This is a genomic window from Pseudomonas sp. CFSAN084952, assembly GCF_009648855.1.
Classification (GTDB): Bacteria; Pseudomonadota; Gammaproteobacteria; order Pseudomonadales; family Pseudomonadaceae; genus Aquipseudomonas; species Aquipseudomonas paracarnis.
In genome coordinates this window covers 1,758,026-1,784,225 of record NZ_CP045767.1, presented here as the reverse complement: position 1 = coordinate 1,784,225, position 26,200 = coordinate 1,758,026, and the positions used below count along the sequence as shown (strand labels likewise).

Annotated in this window: 21 protein-coding genes and 1 pseudogene; 9 read left to right on the top strand and 13 right to left on the bottom strand. The window is 60.7% G+C overall.

Annotated elements, in window-relative coordinates; all coding sequences use genetic code 11:
- Positions 1 to 518: 518 nt before the first annotated feature.
- A complete protein-coding gene (locus GH769_RS08235; protein ID WP_020302080.1) occupies positions 519 to 1,106 on the bottom strand; it encodes an NUDIX domain-containing protein in 588 nt (195 codons plus the stop codon).
- Positions 1,107 to 1,134: 28 nt separating this feature from the next.
- Positions 1,135 to 1,998 (bottom strand): SDR family NAD(P)-dependent oxidoreductase, encoded by an 864-nt coding sequence (locus GH769_RS08230; protein WP_020302079.1) that lies wholly within the window; start codon positions 1,996 to 1,998, stop codon positions 1,135 to 1,137.
- A 153-nt stretch (positions 1,999 to 2,151) separates the two neighbouring features.
- On the opposite strand from GH769_RS08230, the gene GH769_RS08225 reads away from it, so the two are divergent.
- Positions 2,152 to 3,078 (top strand): alpha/beta hydrolase, encoded by a 927-nt coding sequence (locus GH769_RS08225; protein ID WP_032903886.1) that lies wholly within the window; start codon positions 2,152 to 2,154, stop codon positions 3,076 to 3,078.
- Positions 3,079 to 3,270: 192 nt separating this feature from the next.
- Here the strand turns inward: GH769_RS08225 and GH769_RS08220 are convergent, their stop codons facing one another.
- Positions 3,271 to 4,431 carry an alpha-hydroxy acid oxidase gene (locus GH769_RS08220; protein ID WP_020302077.1) on the bottom strand — a complete coding sequence of 387 codons (1,161 nt, stop codon included), beginning with the start codon at positions 4,429 to 4,431 and terminating at the stop codon, positions 3,271 to 3,273.
- Between the two features lie 120 nt (positions 4,432 to 4,551).
- Here GH769_RS08220 and GH769_RS08215 point away from each other — a divergent pair, with 120 nt between their 5' ends.
- Positions 4,552 to 5,337, top strand: coding sequence for a DeoR/GlpR family DNA-binding transcription regulator (locus GH769_RS08215; protein WP_032903888.1), 786 nt, complete (start codon positions 4,552 to 4,554; stop codon positions 5,335 to 5,337).
- Between the two features lie 292 nt (positions 5,338 to 5,629).
- Here the strand turns inward: GH769_RS08215 and GH769_RS08210 are convergent, their stop codons facing one another.
- Entirely contained in the window at positions 5,630 to 6,493 is an 864-nt protein-coding gene (locus tag GH769_RS08210) for an IS3 family transposase (RefSeq protein ID WP_020300743.1), read from the bottom strand.
- Positions 6,490 to 6,783 carry a transposase gene (locus GH769_RS08205; RefSeq protein ID WP_153649611.1) on the bottom strand — a complete coding sequence of 98 codons (294 nt, stop codon included), beginning with the start codon at positions 6,781 to 6,783 and terminating at the stop codon, positions 6,490 to 6,492. Before GH769_RS08205 ends, GH769_RS08210 begins: the two co-directional genes overlap by 4 nt.
- A gap of 217 nt (positions 6,784 to 7,000) precedes the next feature.
- Between GH769_RS08205 and GH769_RS08200 the strand changes: the two genes are divergently transcribed.
- Positions 7,001 to 8,293, top strand: coding sequence for an IS4 family transposase (locus GH769_RS08200; RefSeq protein ID WP_153649965.1), 1,293 nt, complete (start codon positions 7,001 to 7,003; stop codon positions 8,291 to 8,293).
- Positions 8,294 to 8,527: 234 nt separating this feature from the next.
- On the opposite strand, the gene GH769_RS08195 is transcribed toward GH769_RS08200, so the two are convergent.
- On the bottom strand, positions 8,528 to 9,433 hold the full coding sequence (locus tag GH769_RS08195; protein ID WP_032901906.1) for a LysR family transcriptional regulator: 906 nt from the start codon (positions 9,431 to 9,433) through the stop codon (positions 8,528 to 8,530).
- Positions 9,434 to 9,646: 213 nt separating this feature from the next.
- On the opposite strand from GH769_RS08195, the gene GH769_RS08190 reads away from it, so the two are divergent.
- The 4 genes and pseudogenes from GH769_RS08190 to GH769_RS08175 all read left to right on the top strand — a co-directional run bounded on the left by GH769_RS08190 (position 9,647) and on the right by GH769_RS08175 (position 14,244).
- The gene (locus tag GH769_RS08190) at positions 9,647 to 10,258 is read left to right on the top strand and encodes a cysteine dioxygenase (RefSeq protein WP_032901907.1); all 612 of its coding nucleotides are present in this window, start codon (positions 9,647 to 9,649) and stop codon (positions 10,256 to 10,258) included.
- On the top strand, positions 10,255 to 11,838 hold the full coding sequence (locus tag GH769_RS08185) for a rhodanese-related sulfurtransferase (protein WP_020302881.1): 1,584 nt from the start codon (positions 10,255 to 10,257) through the stop codon (positions 11,836 to 11,838). The genes GH769_RS08190 and GH769_RS08185 overlap by 4 nt, the downstream gene beginning before the upstream one ends.
- Before the next feature lie 82 nt (positions 11,839 to 11,920).
- The gene (locus tag GH769_RS08180) at positions 11,921 to 12,895 is read left to right on the top strand and encodes an ABC transporter substrate-binding protein (RefSeq protein WP_020302880.1); all 975 of its coding nucleotides are present in this window, start codon (positions 11,921 to 11,923) and stop codon (positions 12,893 to 12,895) included.
- 10 nt (positions 12,896 to 12,905) lie between these two features.
- A pseudogene (locus tag GH769_RS08175) lies at positions 12,906 to 14,244 on the top strand (LLM class flavin-dependent oxidoreductase).
- A 1,210-nt stretch (positions 14,245 to 15,454) separates the two neighbouring features.
- On the opposite strand, the gene GH769_RS08170 reads toward GH769_RS08175, so the two are convergent.
- From GH769_RS08170 to GH769_RS08150, 5 genes are read right to left on the bottom strand one after another with little or no spacing between them, the layout of a single operon-like run.
- A complete protein-coding gene (locus tag GH769_RS08170) occupies positions 15,455 to 16,210 on the bottom strand; it encodes an energy transducer TonB (RefSeq protein WP_032903515.1) in 756 nt (251 codons plus the stop codon).
- Positions 16,207 to 16,653, bottom strand: coding sequence for a protein TolR (tolR, locus tag GH769_RS08165; RefSeq protein ID WP_014718165.1), 447 nt, complete (start codon positions 16,651 to 16,653; stop codon positions 16,207 to 16,209). Before tolR ends, GH769_RS08170 begins: the two co-directional genes overlap by 4 nt.
- Positions 16,654 to 16,668: 15 nt before the next feature.
- Positions 16,669 to 17,361, bottom strand: a complete 693-nt coding sequence (gene tolQ / locus GH769_RS08160) for a protein TolQ (protein WP_014718164.1) — start codon at positions 17,359 to 17,361, stop codon at positions 16,669 to 16,671.
- Between the two features lie 47 nt (positions 17,362 to 17,408).
- Entirely contained in the window at positions 17,409 to 19,274 is a 1,866-nt protein-coding gene (locus GH769_RS08155) for a phytase (RefSeq protein ID WP_032903516.1), read from the bottom strand.
- Between the two features lie 35 nt (positions 19,275 to 19,309).
- Positions 19,310 to 21,820, bottom strand: a complete 2,511-nt coding sequence (locus GH769_RS08150; protein WP_032903517.1) for a TonB-dependent receptor — start codon at positions 21,818 to 21,820, stop codon at positions 19,310 to 19,312.
- Between the two features lie 743 nt (positions 21,821 to 22,563).
- Here GH769_RS08150 and GH769_RS08145 point away from each other — a divergent pair.
- Entirely contained in the window at positions 22,564 to 23,478 is a 915-nt protein-coding gene (locus tag GH769_RS08145; RefSeq protein ID WP_014718160.1) for a GGDEF domain-containing protein, read from the top strand.
- A 1-nt stretch (position 23,479) separates the two neighbouring features.
- Positions 23,480 to 24,517: an AraC family transcriptional regulator gene (locus tag GH769_RS08140; protein WP_060767284.1), complete on the top strand. Its 1,038-nt coding sequence runs from the start codon at positions 23,480 to 23,482 to the stop codon at positions 24,515 to 24,517.
- Here the strand turns inward: GH769_RS08140 and GH769_RS08135 are convergent.
- The gene (locus tag GH769_RS08135) at positions 24,504 to 25,385 is read right to left on the bottom strand and encodes a LysR family transcriptional regulator (RefSeq protein ID WP_032903519.1); all 882 of its coding nucleotides are present in this window, start codon (positions 25,383 to 25,385) and stop codon (positions 24,504 to 24,506) included. The two genes, GH769_RS08140 and GH769_RS08135, sit on opposite strands and share 14 nt — an antisense overlap.
- Before the next feature lie 197 nt (positions 25,386 to 25,582).
- Positions 25,583 to 26,200, bottom strand: a complete 618-nt coding sequence (gene ycaC, locus GH769_RS08130; RefSeq protein ID WP_003191905.1) for an isochorismate family cysteine hydrolase YcaC — start codon at positions 26,198 to 26,200, stop codon at positions 25,583 to 25,585.

The window sequence follows — 26,200 nt, the reverse complement described above, 5'->3', positions numbered from 1 at the left end:
TACTTAAGTCTGTAAGCTCAACGGTTACAACGATGCGAAGCGAGCCGCTCTTGATCTTGATCTGCTTTTGATCTTAGGCGCCCCGTTAAACCACGCTGGCCGGAATTCGACAGTGATTTGGGGGGTAAACCGGCAGGGATGCCGGTTTAGCCGCCCCGCGCCATGGATGGCGCGTGGCGGCGGCCCCCCAAATCACTGGCGGATTACGGGCACACCGAGCCTAAGCGAGGTGCCGAGTGGTGGGGCAAGAGCCCTTTGGTTACTTTGGGGCTCTTTTCCAAAGTGACCCGCCGTCAGGCGGAACCCTAAGTGGCCGTTACCGCAGGAATGGATATGTACACGGTCCAACTGTGTTGACTGTCAGGCCGTCTTCGCAGGCAAGCCAGCTCCCACATTGGATCGCGGGGCATCAGTTATATCTGTGTCGGCTGCCAGGCCGTCACGGGAGCAAGCTCCCTCGCCACAGATTTAGCGTCGTGCCAAAGTTGTGTAGATACCTATGCACATGAAGGCATACCTCACCACCCCTCTTTCAACATCCGCAGCTCCAGATGCTGCAACAACATAATCGTCTTGCCATCCACAATCTCCCCGCTCTGCACCATCGCCAGTGCCTGCTCAAAGCCCAGCTCCAGTACCTCGATATCCTCGCCCTCTTCTTCCAGGCCACCGCCCGCCCCCACTCGGTCGCCTGGCTGGTATTCACCGATAAAAAAGTGAATCCGCTCGGTCACCGATCCCGGGCTCATGAACGCCGCGTAGATTTTCTCAACATGCCCCACGCGATAGCCGGTCTCTTCCTCGGCCTCCAGGCGGATGCGTTCTTCGGCGCTGGCGTTATCGAGCAAACCGGCCGCCGCTTCAATCAGGTAGCCGGGGTAATCGTTGACGAACGTGGGCATGCGGAACTGGCGAATCAGCAAGACTGTGCGTTGCTCACGGTTGTACAACAGGATGGTCGCACCGTTGCCCCGGTCATACACCTCGCGGGTCTGGGCTTGCCAACTGCCGTCGCGACGGCGCAGGTCGAAGCTGTATTTCTTCAGCAGGTACCAGTTGTCCGAGAGGGTTTCTTCGGCGGTGATGCGCACGGGGCTATCGTTCATGGTCGAGCCTTGGTAGGTGGAAACAGATTCAGGTGGTGGCCTGGGTGGGCGGCTGTTTGATATGCGACCACGCGGCTGCCACTTCTTCAGCACTGCCTGCTTTGATCCGGGCAAGATTGCGTGGGTAATCCACGCCAGGATTTTCACTGAAACGCGTGGCGGTGAATTGGCCATTGCTGGCGCGCAGGATATAGCCGGTATCGGTGCACTGCCGGGAAGCCAGGAACAACACGCCCGGCGTCACCCAATCCGGCTTGAGTTCGTCCGGCTCTTGGGTCACGCCCCACATGCGCGTCTTGGCCACCGGCGAGATCGCGTTGACGAGCACCCCGGCCTCAGCGCCTTCGTGACTCAAGGCATTCATGATCCCCACTTGCGCCATCTTGCCAGCGCTGTAGGCCACCAGCCCGGTCTGTTCGTATTGCGCATACATGGCGCGGTCGGAGGTGGTGAGGATGATGCGCGGCGCACAAGAGCGCAGCAGATGTGGCCAGGCATGTTTGCACAACCACAGCGGTGCGTAGAGGTTGATGTCCATGGCGCGCTGCAGGAACGCAGCATCGAGTTCTGTGATGGGCTGGTAGCCCACCCAGCCGGCGTTGTGAATCAAAATATCGAGTTGGCCGAAGGTTTCGAGGGTATAGCTGATCAACTGCCGACACCCCTCGTCCGTGGACAAGTCACCGCCATGGCCCGCTACCATCAACCCTTCGGCGCGCAACGCCTCGGCGGCCTGTTGCACCACCGACGCATCGGTGCCGGTGCCCACGTTGTCGGCGCCAATATCACTGATGACAACACGGGCCCCAGCCTGCGCCAGTGCTCGTGCATAACTGAGTCCCAAGCCACGCGCACCTCCGGTGACGATTGCGGTTTTACCAGTGAAATCCATGTGTTTTTCCTCCTGTTCAGCCCCTCACCCTAACAACCCGCACGAGGATTGTTCAATGCTGTAACACTTTCATCCGTCACGGCCGTCGCATTAATGCCTACCCGCCCAGGCCATCTGGTAAAACCCGTGCTTCATCTTTGTTCTGGAACCTTCATGTCTTCTGCTTCTATGCCCCGCCGGGGCCTGCGCTGGTTTGTCTGGCTGTGCATGGCCGTGTTGATTGTCGGCCTGCCGGTCGGTTGCGCCGTGTTGCAACACAAGGAGCGCGAACTTGTGTTTCGCATCGAGCCGGGAACCGCCGGCTGGTACACCGGCCTGCCCAAGGCGGTGCAGGAATTCGAACTCAAGCCCGCCAGTTTCAAAGCAGGGCAGAACATTCATGGCTGGTGGTACCCGGCAGCCAACAAAGACGCGCCCGCCATCCTCTACCTGCACGGGGTACGCTGGAACCTCACGGGCCAATTGTTTCGCATCGAGCAATTGCATGCCCTGGGCTTTTCGGTCCTGGCCATCGACTATCGCGGCTTTGGCCAAAGCCAGGGCGACTTGCCCTCGGAAGCCACGGTGTACGAGGACGCTCGCATTGCCTGGGAGCGTTTCCAGACCCTGCAACCAGACCCCGGCAAGCGCCTGATCTACGGGCACTCCCTGGGTGGCGCGGTCGCCATCGACCTCGCTGCCGAGTTGGGCAAGCAGGTGCCATTGCCGGTGCGCGGGCTGGTGATCGAGTCCACGTTCACCTCCCTGGCGGATGTCGCCACGGCCGTTGCCAACACCTCATTGCCGGTGCGCTGGTTGCTGTCGCAGAAGTTCGATTCCATCGACAAGATTGCCGACATCCACATGCCGCTGCTGGTGGTCCACGGCCTCGACGACCGCTACGTACCACCGCGCTTCAGCCAGCAGTTATTCGAAGCCGCCCAGCAACCCAAACACCTGTTGCTGGTGCCCGGTGCCAGCCATAACAACAGCATGAACCTCGCCGGACGCAGCTATGGCCAGGCGCTGGAAAACCTGATGCGCACGAAGATGCCTGCCCAGGTGGTGACACACTCCACAGGCCGCGATAACGCCTCGTAAATACGCTTTTCGACACTGGGTTCGCGCTTGGCTGTCAAGCGCAAACCCTGGCCATGTTGGCCCGAAATACAAGTTGATCAAATAATGATCTTCGCTGAAATCGCCAACGCTGCCGGGCCTTCGCAAAGTTATCCACAGAGATACCCACGGTTTTCGTGGACAACTCTTTTTATATTTTTACGTTTTTTTTGCTCAAGCCGTGCTTCCAGGAAAGGTACCGGGCAACAGGATTTCGCGATTTACTTCGCGTATATCCTTATAGCCACAGAGCGCCATCGACACGTCCAGTTCGCGGGCGATGATATCAAGCGCCTTGGTCACCCCCGCCTCGCCCATCGCCCCCAACCCATACAAGTGCGGGCGGCCAATCATGGTGCCCTTGGCGCCCAGCGCCATGGCCTTGAGCACGTCCTGGCCGGAACGAATACCCCCGTCGAGCCACACTTCAATGCGGTTGCCCACGGCCTCGACAATCGCCGGCAATTGGCTGATGCTCGACGGCGCGCCATCAAGCTGCCGGCCACCGTGGTTACTCACCACCAACGCATCGGCACCGCAATCGGCCGCCAAGCGCGCATCCTCCACATCGAGAATGCCCTTGATGATCAGCTTGCCGCCCCAGCACCGCTTGATCCACGCCACATCGTCCCAGCTCAGGCGCGGGTCAAATTGCTGGGCGGTCCACGACGACAGCGAACTCATGTCGGCCACCCCCTTCACATGCCCGACGATATTGCCGAAACCACGCCGCTGGGTACCTAGCATGCCCATCACCCAGCGCGGCTTGGTCATCATGTTGAGAATGTTCGGCAGGGTCAGCTTGGGCGGCGCGGACAAACCATTGATCAAGTCCTTGTGGCGCTGCCCCAGAATCTGCAAATCCAGGGTCAGCACCAATGCATCCACCCCGGCCGCCTTGGCGCGCTCGATCAACTGCTCGATAAAACCGCGATCGCGCATCACATACAGCTGGAACCAGAACGGCTGGCCGACGTGCTCGGCGATGTCTTCCAGCGAACAGATACTCATGGTCGACAAGGTGTAGCGCAGCCCGAACGCAGCAGCGGCACGGGCAGTGAGGATTTCGCCATCGGCATGCTGCATGCCCGCCAGTCCAGTCGGCGCCAGCGCCACGGGCATGGCCATGTCCTGGCCAATCATACTGGCGCGGATCGAACGCTCGTCGATATTGCGCGCCACCCGTTGACGGAACTTGATACGCGCAAAATCAGTTTCGTTGGCGCGGTAGGTGCTCTCAGTCCAGGAGCCGGAATCGGCGTAGTCGTAGAACATGCGGGGGACACGTTTTTGCGCCAGCTTGCGTAAGTCTTCGATGGTTGTGATCAACGGCATCGGGTCACCTCTCCCTGAACTGAACACAGAGAGTAACCGGCAGGAGCGTGGGCAACCAGCCGTTGCGTTTAGATGGACTGACGATTAATCTCGCACAAACCCGCAATAAAGCGCACAAACATGCATAACACTCATCAAGCCATCGACCTGCCTTCCCTGCGCAAACAAAAGATCTTGTTGCTGCTGGAACGCGACGGCAAGGTCACCGCATCTGAGTTGGTCGAGCATTTCGCCGTGTCCCAGGACACCATCCGCCGCGACCTTGGCGAACTCGCTGCCGCCGGCCTGTTGCAACGCGTACACGGCGGCGCCCTGCCCCGGCCCAAGGACACCGGCAAGGATTTCTTTACCCGTGTCGGCGAGACCAACGAGGTCAAGCGCCACCTCGCCCGCGTGGCGGCGGAGCGGGTTGAAGACGGCCAGATCGTGCTGTTCGATTCTGGCTCCACCACCTTGCAGATTGCGCAGTGCTTGCCCCATGCACTGCACCTGACTGTGGTCACGCCATCCCCCATGATCGCCATCGCCCTGGCCGACCATCCGCATATAAAAGTGATCCTGGCCGGCGGCCAACTCAACCCCGCTACGCTCTCCACCGGCGGCCATGAAGCGGTGCGCCTGATCCAGAGCGTCAAGGCCGACCTGTTGTTCACCGGAGTGTGCGCATTGCACCCGCAAGTGGGCATCACCTCGCTGCATTTTGGTGAAGTGGCCGTCAAGCAAGCCTTGCTCGACAGCGCGTCCCACGTCATCGCCGTGACCACCTCAGACAAACTCGGCGCGGTGGAACCCTTTGTGGTGGCGCCATGCAGCCGTATTCATACGCTGATTACCGAGTGGGATGCACCGGATGTGCAGGCATATGAACAGTTGGGGTTGCAGGTGCAGCAGGTGGACGTGCAGTGATACAAACCACGATGCGAAGCGAGCCGCTCTTGATCTTGATCTGCTTTTGATCTGCTTTTGATCTTGATCTTAGGCGCCCCGTTAAACCACGCTGGCCGGAATTCGACAGGGATTTGGGGGGTAAACCGGCAGGGATGCCGGTTTAGCCGCCCCGCGCCATGGATGGCGCGTGGCGGCGGCCCCCCAAATCACTGGCGGATTACGGGCACACCGAGCCCAAGCGAGGTGCCGAGTGGTGGGGCGAGGACCTTTTGGTGGGCCTGTCCCCCGGCAGCGTACGCCATGAAGCTGGTTATCCAGTCTTCTGCCTCAAGCTCTTTGCATATTCGTTCGGAGAACGATACCCCAGAGCTGAGTGCAGTCGACTGCTGTTGTAAAACCCATGCACATAGCTGGCGATCGATAGCTGTGCCTGTTTTTTGGTGGGGTAGACCCCAAAAGCCTCCTCTCTTTTCAGCGTAGCGAAAAAACTCTCCGCCACTGCGTTATCCCAGCAATTTCCCTTTCGACTCATGCTCTGTTTGAAGTCCTTCTTAGCTAACGCTAGACGGAACTTACTGCTTGCGTACTGACGGCCCTGATCGGAGTGAAATACTGCTCCGCTAGTGCCAGAACAGGCGCTCCAGGCATTCAGAAACGCACTTTCCACCAGGCCATCTGGCATGCGGTCTGACAAGCTGTAGCCCAAGATCTGGCGGGTCTGGATGCTCAACACTACGGCCAGATACAGCCAACCCTCTCTGGTTGGGAGATAGGTGATATCACTGACCCAAGTCGGAGTGGGGTTATCGATGGCAAACTGCCGCGCCACCACATTGTTCGCGACCGGCAAGTAATGGTTGCTGTCAGTGGTACAGGGCCTGAAACCGCGTTTGGACTTGCCGTGAATACCCTCCTCCTGCATCAACCGGCTGACTCGCTTGTGGCCCACTGCATACGATTTCTGGCGTAAGGCTGCGACCAACCGTGGCCGACCGTAGGTGTGTCGACTGGCCGCATAGACGCTGCGCAACTCAATGCGAATCTGAGCGTCAGGATCAGGGCGAGGCTGCCTGTGCGTGTAATCGTAGAAACCTGAAGTTGAGACTTCCATCACCCGGCACAACATACGTACCGGGTATTGAGTCCGTTCAGCAGCGACGAAGGCGTATCTCACCTGGACTCTCTGGCGAAGAATACCGCCGCCTTTTTTAGGATTTCACGCTCCATTTTTAGCCCGGCAACCTCGGCTCGCAGGCGGGCAAGCTCGCTGTCCTCCTTAGTGATGGGCTTGCGCTCGGGCGAGCTCAACGGTTGACCCTTGCGCGTGGCGTTCACCCAGTTATCGAGCGTTTTGACGGACATCTCTAGCTGGCGGGCAGCTTCGGTTCTGCCAACGCTTTCAGCTAACGCAACCGCTTGAGTCTTGAACTCATCGGTGTAGTTACGGCGAGTGGATGGATACATGGCAACCTCCAAGAGAACGATTTAAGTATCGCTTCTTGGCGTCCGTTGTCACGGGACAGGCCCATGGTTACTTTTGGGTCCTTCCAAAAGTGACCCGCTGTAAAAGCCAGCCCTTTCAAGGTCTTCTGTAAAATCCCCTGAAATTCATTCAGGGGGTACCTAAACGATGTGGGCGGAAGTTCTAGCGCGTTTCGAAAAAAAAGCACCTGCCAGTGTCATGGCCAAACTGGCGCTGCAGCAGGCTATTGCCCCCGAGTGGATTTTCGAAGAACACCGGCAACGGCAGTATTCTCGTGAGCTATTGTTCTCGACCATCATCAAGCTAATGTCCCTTGTTTCATTGGGCTTGAGGCCATCTCTGCACGCCGCCGCGCGACAACTGGAGGACCTTCCGGTCAGCCTGGCGGCTCTCTACGACAAGATCAGTCGTACCGAGCCTGCTCTGTTGCGCGCCCTGATTACGGGCTGTGCACAGCGCCTGGCTCCAACCATCCGGGAGCTGGGCTGCACGGCGATGCTGCCGGGTTGGCAGGTTCGGGTAGTGGACGGTAATCACCTGGCATCCACTGAAAAACGTCTGGGAGCTTTACGCAACGAGCGCGGCGCCGCTCGTCCCGGTTTTTCGGTTGTTGCATACGATCCCGATCTGGATCAGGTCGTCGACCTTCAGGCGTGTGAGGATGCCTACGCAAGCGAGCGCGTTTGTGTGCTGCCTTTATTGGCCAATGCCGAGCCAGGCCAAGTGTGGCTGGCTGACCGGCTTTATTGCACGCTCCCGGTTATGGAGGCTTGTGAGCAAGTCCAAACTTGCTTTGTCATTCGTCAGCAAGCCAAGCATCCACGCTTGATTCAAGAGGGTGAGTGGCAAGAGCCAGTACCTGTGGAAACTGGCACTGTGCGTGAGCAGATCATCCAGGTCAAAGGCGGTTACCAATGTCGGCGTGTCGAACTGACGCTTCATTCGCCAACGGACTCCGGCGACAGCAGCTTGATGTTCTGGAGCAACCTGCCTGAGAGCGTCAGTGCGCAACAGATCGCCGAACTGTATCGCCGCCGCTGGAGCATTGAAGGTATGTTCCAGCGACTGGAAGCGATCCTGGAAAGTGAGATCGAAACCCTTGGCAGCCCAAAGGCTGCCTTACTGGGGTTCGCAACGGCGGTATTGGCTTACAACGTCCTGGCTGTTCTCAAACGCAGTGTTGAACAAGCTCATCGGGATACCCAGCCTGAAGGATGGGAAGCCTCGATTTACCATTTAGCGGTTCAGGTCAGGAGTGGATATGAGGGAATGCAGATTGCGCTGCCCTCGGAACATTTTCCTGTCATTCCGTTGGAAAAACTGGCTCAGCACTTATTGGCGCTTGCCAGAAATATCCAACCTAAACAAGTTGCGAAAAGCCCCCGTGGCCCCAAGGTACCCAAGCCCAAAACATGGGTTAAAGGCACCGCGGTGAATGCGCATGTTTCAACGGACCGGATAATCAAGGCTGCCAAGACGAAAAGACCTTGAAAGGGCTGGCTGTAAAAGCGGAACCCTAAGTGGCCGTTACCGCAGGAATGGATATGTACTCGGTATAACTGTATCGACTGTCAGGCCGCTATCGCAGGCAAGCCAGCTCCCACAGTTGGATTGCGGGGGTGTCTGGTAGGTAAATGTCGGCTGTCAGGCCGTCATCGCAGGCAAGCCAGCTCCCACATTGGGTTCGCCGGGGGGTCAGGTGGATAAGCGTCGGCTGGCAGAGCGTCAGGCAGCGCTGCGGATCTTGTGCAAAGCGTCTGCCACCCATTGACCAAAAGCATCCACCGGCCCTTGCAGGTTGCCGAGAAAATGCGGATAGATCAGCCACAAATCCATCACCGGCTTGAAGTCCTTGAGGGGCATCGCCGCCAACTGCTCGCGATGAGCACTGCGTTCCAGCAACGGACGTGGCACTAGGCCAAGGCCGAGGCCGTCGGCCACCAGGCCCAGTTGCAGTTCAGTGCCAAAGGTTTCCAGGTTTACCCGCAGCGCCAGGCCCTGGTCAGACAAGGTGCGCTGCAACCCCGCACGGAACCCGCAGCCGTCCGGGTTGAGAATCCAACCGCTCTGATACACGTCCGCCAGCTTGCAAGGCTTCTTCGGCAATTGCGCCTTGGCACAGACCACCACCAACTCCATCTTGCCGATGGACTCACCGATCAAGTTGTCCGGGAAGATCTTGCCCGCGGGGAACAACGCCACCGCCGCATCCAGTTCGCCGCGTTCGATCTTGCCGACCAATTGGCTGCCCCAGCCGGTGGCAACCTGGGCACGCAAGTCGGCGTATTCGCTGCGCAGGTGCTTGAGTGCGTCCAGCAGCACCACATCGCCGATGGTCTGCGGTACGCCCAGGCGCAGCACGCCGGTAGGCGGTGCATCGGTGGCCACCAGTTCGCGCAGGGCATCCATCTCGCGCAGGATCAACCGGCATTGCTCATAGACACGCGTACCGATCAGCGTTGGCTTGAGGGGCTTGGTGTTGCGGTCGAACAGTTCCACTCCCAGAGCCTGCTCGAAGTTCTGCACGCGGCGGGTGATGGCTGGCTGGGTCAGCTGCAACGACGCGGCGGCATGGCTGATGGACTGGCAACGAATCACTTCGACAAAGGCATCGATATCGTCAATTTTCATTTGGGCCGCACATACAGATCAGTCATTAAGATGTGCGTGAAGCATAGTGGCCGCACACAGGTCTGGATAGCCCAGCCAGTGATCAATAACGTCTAACCCTATTCAAACCGGTTCTAAATTACCTCCGGCTATAAGCTAATCATTAAAAAATAGCATATTAAAAACAAACATTATGCTTAGATAAAAATACACCAACAGCCCGATGGAATGGTCATGACCCAGGCCCGACACCCCGAGAGACTCAGAGCCTTCATAGGCGCCCTGGCGGAATTGATCGACGGCAACCCGCGTGAAGGCGACCTGCTGCACCGTGGCGGCAAGTTGCTGGCGCAATTGGTCAGCCACGATGATTGGCTGCCCGACGAATTCGCCCAGCCCGACCCCGAGCGCTACCAGCAATTCTTGCTACATGCCGATTCGCGCCAGCGATTCAGCGTGGTCAGCTTTGTGTGGGGGCCAGGGCAACGCACGCCGATTCATGACCACCGGGTGTGGGGGCTGATCGGTATGTTGCGCGGCGCGGAGGTTTCCCAGGGGTTTGCCCGGGCACCGGGCGGCAGCCTGGTAGCGCAAGGCGAACCCGTGCAATTGCTGCCGGGCCAGGTCGAGGCGGTGTCGCCCAAAGTCGGCGATATCCATCAGGTCAGCAATGCCCACGGCGACCAAGTGTCCATCAGCATCCACGTATACGGCGCCAATATCGGCGCGGTGCGCCGGGCGGTGTATCAACCCGACGGCAGCGAGAAACTGTTTATCTCCGGTTATTCCAACGCCTATCTCCCGAACATCTGGGACCTGTCCAAAGAAAAGAGCCCTGCCCTATGACCACCCTATCGACCCGCAGCTTTGCGCAGATTCGCCAGGCCCTGTTGGCACGCGAAGAAGTCGCGCTGATCGACGTACGCGAAGAAGCGCCCTTTGCCGAGGCCCACCCTCTGTTCGCCGCGAATATCCCTTTGTCCAAGCTTGAACTGGAGGTGTACGCGCGCATTCCACGCCGCGATACCCAGGTCACCCTGTACGACAACGGCGAAGGGCTGGCCCAGCGCGCCGCCGAACACCTGGTTGCACTGGGCTACACCCAGGTCAGCCTGCTGGAGGATGGGCTGGACGGTTGGCGTCGGGCCGGTGGCGAGCTGTTTATCGACGTCAATGTACCCAGCAAGGCGTTTGGCGAGCTGGTGGAGAACCAGCGTCACACGCCGTCCCTGGCCGCCGAAGAGGTCCAGGCCCTGCTCGACAGCCAGGCCGATGTGGTGGTGCTCGATGCGCGCCGTTTCGACGAATACCAGACCATGAGCATCCCCACCGGCATCAGTGTGCCGGGGGCCGAGTTGGTGTTGCGCGCCCGTGAGCTGGCGCCCGATCCAGCCACGCGCATCATCGTCAATTGCGCCGGGCGCACCCGCAGCATTATCGGCACCCAGTCGTTGATCAACGCCGGCCTCCCCAACCCGGTGGCAGCCCTGCGCAACGGCACCATCGGCTGGACCTTGGCCGGGCAGACCCTCGCCCATGGCCAGGCGCGCCGCTTTGCGCCGACCTCGGAAAACCATCGCCAGCTCGCCGCCCAAAAGGCACGTGGTGTTGCCGATAAAGCCGGGGTCAAGCGTGCGACGCTCAATGACCTGCACCGCTGGCAACAGGACGCGACCCGCACCACCTACCTGTTCGATGTGCGCACCGTAGAAGAATTCGAAGCCGGCCACCTGCCGGGCGCCCGTGCCACCCCGGGCGGGCAACTGGTGCAGGAAACCGACCACGTTGCCAGTGTGCGCGGTGCGCGCCTGGTCCTGGTGGACGACGACGGTGTGCGCGCCAATATGTCCGCGTCGTGGCTGGCCCAGTTGGGCTGGCAGGTGTACGTATTGGATGACCTGCAAGCGGAGCACTTCAGCGAGCGCGGCGCATGGGTCGCGCCAGTACCGCCGCCGCCCCAGGCCGAACTGATCAGCCCCCATACCCTTGCCGACTGGCTCGGCCATGGCGACACGCAGGTGCTGGACTTCACGGCCAGCGCCAACTACGTGAAACGTCATATCCCCGGCGCCTGGTGGGTGCTGCGCGCGCAACTGCCCGAGGCCCTGAGCAAGGTACCGAGCGCCCAGCGCTATGTGTTGACCTGCGGCAGCAGCCAACTGGCGCGCCTGGCCGTGCCGGAAGTCGAGGCCCTCACCGGCAAGCCGGTCTTTTTGCTGCAGGACGGCACGGCCGGCTGGATCCAAGCGCAACTGCCCCTTGAGTCAGGCGAAAGCCACCTGGCGTCCCCGCGTATCGACCGCTACCGCCGCCCTTACGAAGGCACCGACAACCCTCGGGAAGCCATGCAGGCTTACCTGGATTGGGAGTTCGGCCTCGTGGAACAACTGGCCCGCGACGGCACCCATGGCTTCTACGTGATCTGATTCACCGCTGCACCGTTTCGCCCAACCGACCCCTTCTCCAGGCGGAGGTACTTTCCTTTACCTAACGCCTGGAGTTTTTCCCATGCTGTACGCCATTCCATTCAAACGCCTGTTGCTGGGCGCTGCCCTCGCCCTCGGCCTGCTTTCCACCGTCCAGGCTGGCGACCTGCAACCGCTGCGCGTGGCCAACCAGAAATCCACGATCAAGGCGCTGCTGGAAGCCTCGGGCGAAAGCCAGAACGTGCCCTACGAGATCAAATGGTCGGAATTCCCCTCGGCCTCGCCCCTGGGCGAAGCGCTGAACGCCGGCGCTGTGGATGTCGGCGCCCTGGGCGATGCCCCTTATGTGTTCGCCCTCGGCGCCGGTGCCTCGATCAAGGTGATCAGCATCATCCATGCCGAAGGCCGTAACACCACGGCGCTGCTGGTGCCCAAGGATTCACCGATCAAGACCGCGGCCGACCTCAAGGGCAAGAAGATCGTCACCGGGCGCGGCTCCATCGGGCACTACCTGGCGATCAAGGCCCTGAACGATGCGGGGCTGACCACCCAGGATGTGCAGTTCATCTTCCTGCTGCCCGCCGAGTCCCGGTTGGTACTCGACAACGGCACCGCCGATGCCTGGGCGACGTGGGACCCTTACACCACCGTGGTCACCTCACAGAGCAATGCTCGCGTGCTGGTGAGCGGCAAGCACCTGCTGAGCAATCATCTGTACTTCGCCGCTACCGGCCAGGCCATTGCCGACAAACGTGTGCAACTGGACGACTTTGTCGCCCGCATTGATCGCGCCTACGCCTGGGCCAATACCCATCCCGAGCAATACGCCGCTGCCCAAGCCAAGATCACTGGCCTGCCACTGGCCGTGCATATCGAAGTGGCCAAGGACACCCATCTTTCCCCGGTCACGATTGACGATACGGTGATCCATGGCCTGCAAGCCACCGCCGACACCTATGTAAAAGAAGGCCTGCTGAGCAAACACATCGACGTCTCCCAGGGCTTCGATTCCAGCTTCAACGCCAAGCGTATCCCCCTCGAACAAGCCTCGCGCTAAGGAGCAGAACATGAGCAAGCCGCGTCAATTGAAACTCGGTGCCATGGTGCACGGTGTCGGCCACGGTTGGGGCGAATGGCGCCACCCGCAGGCACAACCCGACGCCAGCACCAATTTCGGCTTCTACAAGCAGCAGACCGCACTGGCCGAAGCCGCCCGGTTCGACTTCGTGTTCATCGCCGACAGCCTGCATATCCACCCCAAGTCCAGCCCCCATTACCTCAACCGTTTCGAGCCGCTGACGATCCTCGGCCTTGGCCGCGCTGACCACTCACATCGGCCTGGTCGCCACCGTGACCGTCAGTTACACCGAGCCTTACCAGGTAGCACGCCAGTTCGCCTCCCTGGACCACATCAGCGGCGGCCGCGCTGGCTGGAACGTAGTCACCTCGTGGCTGAGCGGCACCGCCGATAATTTCGGCAAGGCCGAACACCCGCCCCACGCCGTGCGTTACCGCATCGCCAAGGAGCATTTGAATGTGGTCAAGGGCCTATGGGATTCCTGGGAGGACGATGCCTTTGCCTATAACAAACACAGCGGCGAATTCTTCACCCCAGGCAAGTTGCATGCGCTTAACCACAAGGGCGAGTTCTTCTCGGTCAAAGGCCCGCTGAACATCGCGCGTTCGCGCCAGGGCCAACCGGTGATTTTCCAGGCGGGCACTTCGCAGGATGGGCGTAACTTTGCCGCTGAAAACGCCGATGCGATTTTCGTGCATGTGGAAACTATCGATGAGGCCAAGGCCTACAGCGCCGACTTGAAACGCCGCGCCAAGGGCTTTGGCCGCGACCCGGACAGCCTGTCGATCCTGCCGGGCATCCGCCCGATTGTCGGGCGCGATGCCGCCGAAGTGGAAAGCCGCTACCAGCAAGCCGTGGCGCTGGTCACTGTGGAGGACGCCATCGTCGCCCTCGGCCGACCGTTCAACGACCATGATTTCAGCCAGTACCCGCTGGATGCGCCCTTTCCCGAACTGGGCGACCTGGGCGCCAACAGCCAGAAAGGTGGCTCCGAGCGTATCAAGCAACTGGCCCGTGACGAAGGCCTGACCCTGCGCGAAGTAGCCCTGCGTTTCTCACGGCCCCTGCGCGACTTTGTCGGCACCCCGCAACAGGTCGCGGATGCGATCCAAACCTGGTTCGAGAGCGGTGCCAGCGATGGTTTCATTATCAATTCGGTACTGCCGGACGGCTTGCAGTATTTCACTGAGTGGGTGGTGCCGGTGCTTCAACAGCGGGGGTTGTTTCGTACCGAGTACAGCGGCCGAACATTGCGCGACAACCTCGGCCTGGAAGTGCCAGCGAACCGCTACAGCGTGATCGAACCCCACGAGAAAGCGCTGGCCTGAACACATTCCACTGTGAGAGCGGGCTTGCCCGCGAAAGCGGTGTGTCAGTCACTGAATCTTCAACTGGACCACCGCTATCGCAGGCAAGCCAGCTCCCACATTGGTCATGTATTGCCCACAAAATCAGCGCCCGGCACAGATCCCCTGTGGGAGCGGGCTTGCCCGCGAAGGCGGTGTGTCAGTCACTGAATATTCAACTGAGCCACCGCTTTCGCAGGCAAGCCAGCTCCCACACTAGTCATGTATTGCCCACAAAAAATCAGCGCCTGGCACAGATCCCCTGTGGGAGCGGGCTTGCCCGCGAAGGCGGTGTGTCAGTCACTGAATATTCAACTGAGCCACCGCTATCGCAGGCAAGCCAGCTCCCACACTAGTCATGCATTGCCCACAAAAAATCAGCGCCCGGCACAGATCCCCTGTGGAAGCGGGCTTGCCCGCGAAGGCGGTGTGTCAGTCACTGAATATTCAACTGAGCCACCGCTATCGCAGGCAAGCCAGCTCCCACACTAGTCATGCATTGCCCACAAAAAATCAGCGCCTGGCACAGATCCCCTGTGGGAGCGGGCTTGCCCGCGAAGGCGGTGTGTCAGTCACTGAATATTCAACTGAGCCACCGCTATCGCAGGCAAGCCAGCTCCCACACTAGTCATGCATTGCCCACAAAAAATCAGCGCCTGGCACAGATCCCCTGTGGAAGCGGGCTTGCCCGCGAAGGCGGTGTGTCAGTCACTGAATATTCAACTGAGCCACCGCTATCGCAGGCAAGCCAGCTCCCACACTAGTCATGCATTGCCCACAAAAAATCAGCGCCCGGCACAGATCCCCTGTGGGAGCGGGCTTGCCCGCGAAGGCTGTGTGTCAGTCACTGAATATTCAACTGAGCCACCGCTATCGCAGGCAGGCCAGCTCCCACATTGGTCATGTATTGCCCACAAAAAATCAGCGCCCGGCACAGATCCCCTGTGGGAGCGGGCTTGCCCGCGAAGGCTGTGTGTCAGTCACTGAATATTCAACTGAGCCACCGCTATCGCAGGCAAGCCAGCTCCCACATTGGTCATGTATTGCCCACAAAATCAGCGCCTGGCACAGATCCCCTGTGGAAGCGGGCTTGCCCGCGAAGGCGGTGTGTCAGTCACTGAATATTCAACTGAGCCACCGCTATCGCAGGCAGGCCAGCTCCCACAGGTTTTGGGGAGGTGGCTGGAGAAGCTCATTTGATGCGGTAGTGGAAGGTGTTGCGCACTGCCGGTACGGCAACAGCCTTGCCATCGACGATTCTCGGCTGGTAGCGAAAAGTATTGGCCGCCGCCAATGAGGGCCGAATGAACAACGGGTGACAGCCGTCCAGCACCTTGGGGTTTTCCACGTGGCCCTGGGTGTTGACGGTGTACTCCACCGAACAGTCGCCTTCGATGTTCTTGTCCAAGGCGCGTTCGGGGTAGTCGGGGGCGGCCTTGCTCAAGGGTTGGTACTGGCGGCTGTCGAATGCAGGGGTAGGCACAGGCACGGCGGCTCGGGCTTTTTCCGAAGCGGCACGCGCCTGACTCAGACGCTGCTGTTCCAACGCCTGATTGCGCTGCTCGGTCGCCATGCGCTGCTGTTGTTGCTCGAGTTTCTTTTCTTCCACCCGCTTGCGCGCCAGCGCGGCTTTCTCGAGCTTTTGCGCCTGGACCTGCGGATCGACCGTCGGTTTGGTTGGTACCGGGATGGCAACAGGTTCTGGCAGTGCGACAGCGACGGGTTCAGGTGTCGGCGCAGGCGCCGGCGCGGGTAAAACCACCCACTGCGTGTGCATCACCCGTGGCGCTGGCCCCCCCGGTCGCTCCGTTGACCAGCCCAGCATCAACGCCACTGCCACCGCACCATGCAGCGCCACGGCCAGGCTCGCTGCCAGGCTTTTACGCCAGAAACCATCGCTGTCAGGCGCCAAGGCCAGTGCCGGACTGTGCATGATCATCACCGTCATTGTGGGGCCTCTGTCACCAGCCCAAGATTGCTGATGCCGCCCTTCTGCAGCACCGCCATGGCCGCCACCACACGGCCATAACCGGCATTGTCATCAGCGCGGATATACACCTGGGTATCGCTGCGCGCCGCCACCACCTGCATGACCTTGGCGCTCATTTCTTCCAGGGTCACCGCGCTGTCGGTCTGCTGGCGGGTATCCAGTTCGCCCCCCAGGTTCCAGTAGTAGCCACCGTCCGCCTTCACCGATAACGTCAGGATCTGCTGGCGCGTATCGGTGGCCAGTGCCTCGGCGGCGACCTTGGGCAGTTCGATCTTCACGCCCTGGGTGAGCATGGGCGCGGTGACCATGAAAATCACCAGCAGCACCAGCATCACGTCGATGTAGGGCACCACATTCATCTCGGCCTTGGGCCCGTGCTTGCGTTGCGGCCTGATCAACATCGCTTTGCTCCTTGTTCAGGCGGCCACGGCCAGGTTGTTCGAGGTACCGCGCAGTGTGCGGTGCAGGTGCACTTGCAGCTCATTGCCAAAAGCGTAGTAGCGCGTGAGCAAGGTCTGGCTGCGTGCCGCAAAGCGGTTATAGGCGACCACTGCCGGAATCGCCGCAAACAGGCCAATGGCCGTGGCAATCAAGGCTTCTGCAATACCCGGTGCCACGGTCGATAGGGTGGCCTGTTGCACCTGGGACAAGCCGAGGAACGAATTCATGATGCCCCACACGGTCCCGAACAGGCCGATGTAGGGGCTGACCGACCCCACCGTGGCCAGAAACTGCAAGCCCTTTTCCAGCTCCAGCTCCTGCTCGGTGATCGCTACCTGCAAGGCGCGCTCCACACCCTCGAGCACTGCCGGATCGTGGTGGTGCAAGTGCTGGTATTCCTGCATGCCGGCAATAAAGATCGGCGCCACACCGCCCTCGCCCGCCTGCACGGTTTCGCGATACAAGGGTTGCAGGTCCGACGCCACGCGAAAGCGCGCCAGGAAGCCGTCAAGCTGGCGTTCCAGACCACGCAGCACACTGCTGCGCTGAATGATCAGGTACCAACTGAGCAAGGACGCCAGCAGCAAAGTGACCATCACAGCCTTGACCAACAGGCTGGCGTCGCTGATCAAGCTCCAGATCGTCATATGTTCCATCGTCGCGTGCATGGTGAAGCTCCTATTCGATTAAAAACGGATGACTGCGTGATGACAGCTCAGGGTAATTTCAACGCACGGCTCACCTCGGCCCAGGGCACGAACTTGAAGTTCTGGGCTTGCTCGGGCATGCGCTTGCGCCCGTCCTGCACCACCAGCATGCCTTGGCTCCATGGCCCGCCGAGGTTGACGGCAGTGACCTCCAGGCCATCGGTTTCCGAGGCGCCATCAATGCCGGCGGCCGCATTGAGGCCAACGCGCAAGGCGCCGCGCACAGCGAATGGCGGCTCGGCGTCCAGCACCAGGTAGCTGTCATTGCCTTGGCTGGAGACCACCAGGTAATCCCGTGCGGGGCTTTGATACAGCGCCAGGCCTTCGACATCCGCGTGCAGTTGCGGGCCGACATTGATCACCGAAGTGAGCATGGCCGGTTGGTCGGCACGGGCATCCATCGCCCACACGCCGACATCTTCCTCACCGATAAACAAGCGTTGGCGCTGGTCATCGGCCACACAGCCCTCGGGTTGGCTGTCGACCTTGAACTGACGCACCAACTCGCCCTGCACACGGCCAGCCGGTGCACTCAGGCGGTATTGCAGGAAGGTGCCATCCTTGTCATTGGCAAATGCGTAGAGTTCACCGCTGGCGGGCTGGTACAGGCAGATGCCATAGATGTCCTTGAGTGGCGTGGAGACCTCACCGGCTTCACGCAGCTCGCCGCTCTGACGGTCGATGCTGAACAGGCTCAAGCTGTTGCGGTCGCGGTTACTCGCCACGGCCAGATCGACGGTGTGCGTACCCAGTTTGAAGCCTGGGCGTAGGTCGACATTGTTCAGGCGCCCCACTGCCAGTTCCTGCAGCAGCTTGCCGTCGAGATCGTAGGCCAGCAGGCCCTGTTTCTTGTTGGTCCCCAGCACACGGCTTTTGGCCGGTGTTTCCGGGTGAATCCAGATGGCCGGGTCATCCGCCGCGTCGCCCTGGCGACCCACGGGTTCGGTCTGGCGCAGTGCAGCGACTTGGGCAAGTATCGGCGCAACCGGCACCGGCGTGGCTTGCCAGTCGAGACGGCCCTGATAGAGCTGGCCGCTGTTGTCGTCCCGCACCAGCACCTGCCGGCCCTGTATCGCCAGTTGCTCCGGTTCTTTGAGGCCCGGCAAGGCCAGGCTGGGTTGCTCAACCCAACGCTCCCCGACTTGCTGGAACAGGTGCAACTGCGCGGTTTTCGGGTCCAGCGCGAGCATCCCGCCCGGCACCAGCGCCATGACGCCGGCTTCGCGCTGGGGATCGTCGAACAGCGCCACGGGCGTGCGCTTCACCTCGGCTTCCGGGTGCGCCGGGTAGGCCCACCAGCCGACGTTTTGCTCATTCACCACCAATCGCTCGGTCGCATCGTCCACTTGGCAGTATTGCGCCGATGGCGGCAGTGGCAGGCTGCGAACACGCTGCGCCTGGGCCAACAGGGTCGCACCATTGCCCACCAGCCACTGTTCGCCCTTGCCCTCTTCACCGACCAGAAACACAAACAGGTTGGCCGTCGCATCGCGATAGAGGCACAGGCTGTTTACCGCAAAGTCGCGGGGCGGCAGGTACAGCGGCGTACCCCAGGTTTTGCCGGCGCCATCGAGGCCGATCAGCAAGGCCTGCTGGCGGTCGTTGTCGAGGCTGGCGATCAGCGATTGAGTGCCGGCAGTGCGTGTGTCGAGGCTGCTGAAACGGCCTTTGAAGCGGGCCAGTTCGACGCCGTTATCGTCGAGCAGCAGCAGGCCGTCGCGGGCACTGGCCGCTACGCGCTGGGTGCCGCCGGGCAGGAAGGCAACGGCTTGGGCGTTAAGGCTCGGTGCCCACGGGGTCAACGGTAGGTCAGTGGCGAACGCATTGGCGCTGCTAACCAGTACGACCAGCAGGCACAGCTTGGAAATTCTCATGAACAGACAAATCCTTCAGGATGCACGCGTTATCGTTAGAAATGGGTGAATGTCAGGCCCAGCTTGTAGGTGGGGCCGTACTCTTCGTACTGGCCGTTGTAGCTGCGGTGGCCGGTGTAGACGAAGTACGACTCATCGGTGAGGTTCTGTGCCTCGAAGCTGACCTGCAGGTTCTTGGTCAGCGAGTAGCGCGCGCTGAAATCAACGAAGGTTTGCGCGTCGACGTGCAGGTCATGGGCCTTGTCGTTGATCGACGCCAACTCGTACAGGTAGGCCGATTTGTAATTGGCCGAGAGACGCAGGCTGAGGGTGTCGTCTTCCCAACCGAGCATCAGGTTGCCGACCGTGTCCGATTGGTTGGGCAGGCTGATGTTGCGCTTGCGATTGCGCCCGCTGGCACTGTCGAAGCCCTCGATGTCCGCGCTGGAACGGCTGAAGGTGCTGTTGGCGCCGATCATCAAGCCGTTCCACGGCGCAGGCAGCCAGTCGAACTTCTGTGAATAGGCCAACTCCAGGCCATAGAGTTTGGCGCTGTCGCCGTTGGCAAAGGTGTGCGCCTCGGCGAAGTTGGCCCAGGCCCCGGTACCGGCGACATCGGTGTTGTAGACGAAGTTCTGGATGTCTTTGTAGAACACGAATGCCGACACGGTACCGGCACGGCCCATGAAATGTTCGATGCCCAGGTCCAGGTTGCTCGACTCCAGAGGCTTGAGGTCCGGGTTGCCGAAGGTGGCTTCGTCATCGTCGATCACAAAACCTGGGGCCAGTTGGCCAAAGGTCGGACGCACCACCGATTTGGTCCAGGCGGCGCGCACTTGGGTGTTCTTGTCAATCTGGTAGCGCGCATGCAAGCCCGGCAGCCAATGGTGATAACGGCGCTTGGTCTCGGTGGCGCTGAACTGGCCGTCCGTGGCGCCGGTGCCTTTGGCTTCGAATTCAGTGCCCTCGTAACGCATGCCGGCAATGAAGCGCCAGTCGTCAATATCGACGGTGTTCATCAGGTAGCCGGCGTTGATGTCTTCGCGGATGGTGAAGTCGTTGACCGTGGATTCGGTGGGGTCATAGAAGTCATCGCGATTGAGGCCGCCGATCAACTGGCGGATATTGCTCGCGCTGATGCCTGGCCCAAAGCGGCCGAGACGGTAGTCGACGCTGCCCTTCTGGAACTGAGTGAGGTTGAGTTGTTCATCGCTCAAGCCCTCTTCATCCAGGTCCTTGTAGACCCAGGCCTCCAGGTCATTGTCCTTGTGGCGTCGGCTCACCTTGCCGCCGAACTTGAACTGGGATGCGTAACCGCGCAGGTCGTAGTCGCGCGCCAGGTCCAGGCGCAGGTTTTTCTCGGTGTCCTGGGTGTGCTGTTTTTCCCAGTCGACTTTGTCGAGGCTGAAATTGGCGGGGTCGTAAAAACCACTGCCAACGATGGGCCGCGGCTTGGCCTTGTCGTAAAAGCCGCTGTCGGCAAAATCACCGCCATCGAAGGTCGCACCGGCAATATGCCCCGGGCTGTCTTCGCTGGAACGGCTGTAACCGGCCTGGCCGCTCAAGGTCCACAGGCCGAGCAGGCGTTCACCGCCCAATACGTAGGACTGGATTTGCTGGGTTTCCTCGCGGTTCTTGAGCTTGCGTTTGCCCTCGGCTTCGCCCAATTCACCGGGCGCTTGCGGGTCAGCGAACTCGAGGCTGGCGGCGTTGCGGGTTTCGGTGTCCTTGTAGCGGCTGTAGAGGGTGCGCAGATAGTAGCTGCTCAGGTCATCGGGCTTGTAATCAAAGTTAAGGCCACCACCGGCGCGTTCACGGCTGATGTCGTAGTCGCGCTGCTCGAATTCGTTGAGCCGGGCGCCGTTGGTGAAGTCCCAGGCGCCGCCAGTTTCGACGTTGTCCGAGCCAAAATCACGCTTCTGCCAACTGAGGGCCGCAGCCACACCAAAGTTGTCGATACCGTCGCCGAGGCTGAACCGGTTACTGGCGGCGCCGGAGAATTTCGGGCTGGTCTGGTGCGTGTTCTTGTCATAACTGGCCTCGGTGCTGCCGGTGTAGAACAGGCCCTTGTGGTCGAACGCCGAGAGGCTCTTCACATCGACAGTGCCGCCGAGGGAGTTGGCGTCCATGTCCGGTGTGAGCGTCTTGATCACCGACAGCGACTGCACCAATTCCGAGGGCAGAACATCGAGGGCCACGGCGCGGCGTTCGCTCTCGGGGGATGGCACCAGGGTGCCGTTGATGGTCACGCTGTTGAGGTCCGGGCCCAGGCCGCGCACGCTGACAAAGCGGCCTTCGCCCTGGTCACGTTCAACGCTGATGCCCGGCAAGCGCTGCACCGCCTCGGCAACGTTCTCATCCGGCAACTGGGCGACGCCGTCGGCATGCACCACGCTCTTGATACTGTCGGAAGAGCGCTGCTCCTTGAGGGCGCTGTCGATCGCAGCGGCTTGGCCGACCACATCGACATGCTCGGTGGCCGCTTCGGCGGCGTTGAGCCGCTCGCAGGCTATCGCCAGAGCCAAGGCGGTAAGCGTAAAGCTGACGAGCCCGGTGCGCTTGTACATGAAACCCTCCCCAAGAATCCGTTGGCGCCAGGCAAAGGGCCTGGCAACTGGGAGGGCAAGCTAGGGATGAGGCGTGACGGTTCTGTGACAGGGTTGCGGGCAGAGCCTGTCAAAGCGGGGTTTACAGGCTTCTGGAGGGTACAAATGAGCTGAAATGACCTCACTCAACCTGTGGGAGCTGGCTTGCCTGCGAAGACGGCAGTTCAATCGACAGAGAAGTCAAATGTGCCGCCCAAGTAACCACGATGCGAAGCGAGCCGCTCTTGATCTTGCTCTTGATCTGCTTTTGATCTCAGACGCCCCGTTAAACCACGCTGGCCGGAATTCGACAGGGATTTGGGGGGTAAACCGGCAGGGATGCCGGTTTAGCCGCCCCGCGCCATGGATGGCGCGTGGCGGCGGCCCCCCAAATCACTGGCGGATTACGGGCACACCGAGCCCAAGCGAGGTGCCGAGTGGTGGGGCGAGGACCTTTTGGTTACTTTTGGGTCCTTCCAAAAGTGACCCGCTGTAAAAGCGGAACCCTAAGTGGCCGTTACCGCAGGAATGGATATGCACTCGGTATAACTGTATCGACTGTCAGGCCGCTATCGCAGGCAAGCCAGCTCCCACATAAGATATATGTTCAGCTGAAAAATGTGCCAAGGGCATGAGCTGATTCGACCCTCCCCGCCCGTCATCCAACCGTCACATCCATCTGCTGTGCTGGCGCCCATTACTCATTTGCCCAAGGACCCGTGGCCATGTTTTCCGTGCTCAAACCCCACCGCTGGAAACTCGCGTTGCTCCTGATCGCCGCCAACCTCGGGCTGCTCCTGCACCTGGCCTGCGGCGAGCTCAAGAGCGTCAGCGAATGGGTATGGCTGGATATCATCGGCGAAGGCGGTTCGGCGCTGCTCGCGCTGATCTGGCTGGGCCTGGTGTTGAAAAGCCGCCCCGCCGGACGGGTCACCCAATACCTGGCCCTGGGGCTGTCGTGCATCTTTTTTTCCTGGTGGATCGACAGCCTCGACGAATTCATCCGCCTGCCTGATAGCGTGTCCTGGGATCACTGGCTGGAGTCAGGGCCAATGCCGGTGGGCATGATCCTGCTGACGATTGGCATTTATCACTGGCACCACGAACAACTGGCGATCAGCGCGCAAATGGAAAAACGCGAGCGGTTGTTTCGCGAGCACCGGCTATTCGACAAACTCACGCCCCTGGCCGGCGCCGACTACCTCAAGCGCCAACTCATCGACAGCCTGCGCGACAGCCAAGCGCAGCAACAACCACTGTCGTTGCTCGCCCTGGACCTGGATAACTTCGCCACCATCAACCAGGTCTACGGGCATGCCGAGGGTGATGCGGTGCTACAGGCGGTCAGCCACGTGCTGCTGCTCAACCTGCGCCGCCAAGACCTGTTGTGCCGCCTGGCGGGCGATCGTTTCGTGGTGCTGCTGCCCAATACCGGCGAGCGTCAGGCCCAGGGCCTGGCGCTGGAGTTGCAACACGCGGTGCAGAGCCTGGCCCACAAGACCCGGCAACAGGGCGAACGCCTGCAACTGGCGGCGACCACGGCGGTGGCAATGGCCTTGCAAGAGTCCCCCCACGAGCTGCTCACGCGGCTGAATATGGGCCTGGCCCGGGCCAAGCAACCCCTTGCGAAAAGCGCCTGAAATGGCCGTGAAAACCAGCTGGTATGAAAACGACAGCCGCTTCATCCCCGGTCACTATCAACCCGCCACGTTGATCGACCTGGGCTTGTCCCGGGACATCGACAGCCATCGCCTGCTGCGGGGCACCGGCCTGTTCCACGAAGACATCCTGGCCGGCAACGCGCGGTTGAGCCCGCAACAGTTTCTGGGCTTGATCGGCAACAGCCGCAAACTACTGGACGCCGATGACAGCAGTTTCCTGTTTGGCCAACGCCTGCTGCCCGGCTACTACGGCGCCGCCAGCCATGCGCTGGGGCATGCACAGAACCTTCATCAGGCCCTGGACATCCTGATCCAGCAACAAGTGCTGCTCAGCCCGCTGGCTACGCTGCAACTAGAACTGGATGAGCACCACGCTTACCTGTATTGGTTGGACAGTTGCGGCGCCGGCGAACACTGGCGCTTTCTGCTCGAAGCCAGCATGACCTCGCTGGTTGCCATGAGCCAATGGCTCAGCGGCCAGCGCTTGCCATGGGTGTGCAGTTTCAACCATGCCGAACCTCGGTATGTCGAGCAATACTGGGTGCATCTGGGCGAGCACACGCGCTTCGAACGCCCGCTGGATATGATGTGCATCCCCCGTGAATACCTCACCCACACCTGGCCGGGCGCTTCGGCCACGGCGGGCCAGGTCGCGCGCCAGCAAGCCCTTGAACAAATCGAGCAACTGGGCTTTGCCACAAGTTTTCTGGACTGCCTCTATGCCTACCTGCGCGAACATGTGCGCCAACCACCCAGCCTGGAACAGGCCGCGCACATTTTCGCCATGAGCCCGGCCACGCTAAAGCGCAAGTTGCAACGGCACGACACCGGTTTTCAGCAACAGGTCGACCGGGTGCGCAAGCATGTGGCGTTGCACCTGTACCTGGCCAAGGGCTTGAGTAACGAGGAAGTCGCGGCGTACCTGAACTTCAACGATGCGGCGAATTTTCGGCGTTCGTTCAAGCGGTGGACGGGCAGCACGCCCAACCTGATCCGCCAACTGTTCAGCAGCCGCTAGCGAGGCGTTCGCGCAGGAACTCCACCAGCGCTTGCACCGGCCGTGAACTCTGTCGGTGCTGCGGGTACACCGCCGACAGGGTCAAGGCCTCTGGGGCGAAGTCTTCCAATACCTTGACCAAGCGACCGTCCTTCAAGGCCTCGCTGACAATGAACGTCGGTAGATAGGTAACGCCCAGACCGGCTATCGCGGTATCGCGCAGCAGGTCACCGTTATTGACGCGCATGCGCCCACTGACGCTCAAGGCTTGCACCTTGCCTTTGAAGCGCCATTGCACCTGGCGGCCGTGGCCGTAGGGCAGGCAGTCGTGCGTGGTTAAGTCCTCGGGTTTCAAAGGCGTACCCCGCAACGCCAGGTAGTCGGGGCTGGCGCAATACACCCGCTCGATAGCGGCGATCCGTCGGGCGATCAGGGTGGAATCTTCCAGGGTACCGATGCGTAGCACCAGGTCGTAGCCTTCGCCGATCAAGTCCACCGGACGGTCGCTCAGGTCAACTTCAACGCAGACCTGCGGATGCTGACGCAGAAACAACGGCAACAGGCAACCCAGGTGCGCCATGGCGAACGACAAGGGTGCACTGAGGCGAATGGTGCCTCGGGGCTCGCTGTTCTGGCCAGCGATGCCCTGCTCCACTTGTTCCACCTCACCGAGCAGGCGCAAGGCCGACTCGTAGTAGCTCTGGCCCAGCGGCGTGACGTCCAGGCGCCGTGTGGAGCGGTTAAGCAAGCGCACGCCCAGGCGGTCTTCCAGTTGGATCAGGCGGCGGCTGACGAATTGCTTGGACAAGCCCAATTGCTCGGCGGCGGCGGTGAAACTGCCGGATTCCATGACCTGGCAGAACAGGCGCATGTCTTCGAAGGGGTTCATTGTCGCTTCTCAGGGGACGATGGGCTGTTTTATAGCCTGTCAGTGGTCACACCACAAACCAAAATGTGAACACAATCAAATGTGGGAGCTGGCTTGCCTGCGATAGCGGTGTATCAGCCAGCAATGCTGTTGACTGATGCACCGCTATCGCAGGCAAGCCAGCTCCCACAGGGTTTTGCGGTGTTTTACCGACCAGGTTACTTGGCAGCGAACGCCGAGTAGCTGTTCATCAGGTTGCGGTAGTTGGGAATGCGCGGCGAGAGCAGGTTGGCCAGGCCTTCCATGTCGTTGCGCCAGTCCACTTGCAGCTCGCAAGCCACCGAGAACCAGTTGACCAGCTGTGCACCGGCGGCGGTCATACGCGCCCAGGCGGCTTGTTGCACGGTTTCGTTGAAGGTGCCGGAAGCGTCGGTGACCACGAAGACCTCAAAGCCTTCGTCAAGGGCACACAGGGTCGGGAACGCCACGCACACGTCGGTCACCACACCGGCAATGATGATTTGCTTGCGGCCGGTGGCCTTGACGGCCTTGACGAAATCTTCGTTGTCCCACGCGTTGATCTGGCCAGGGCGCGGAATGTACGGCGCGTCGGGGAACAGTTCTTTGAGCTCAGGCACCAATGGGCCGTTGGGGCCGCTTTCAAAGCTGGTGGTCAGGATGGTCGGCAGGTTGAAGAACTTCGCCACGTCGGCCAGGGCCAGCACGTTGTTCTTGAACTCGTTGGGGGAGAAATCCTGCACCAGGGAGATCAGGCCGGTCTGGTGATCAACCAACAAAACAACAGCATCGTCTTTGTTCAAGCGCTTGTAAGTCAT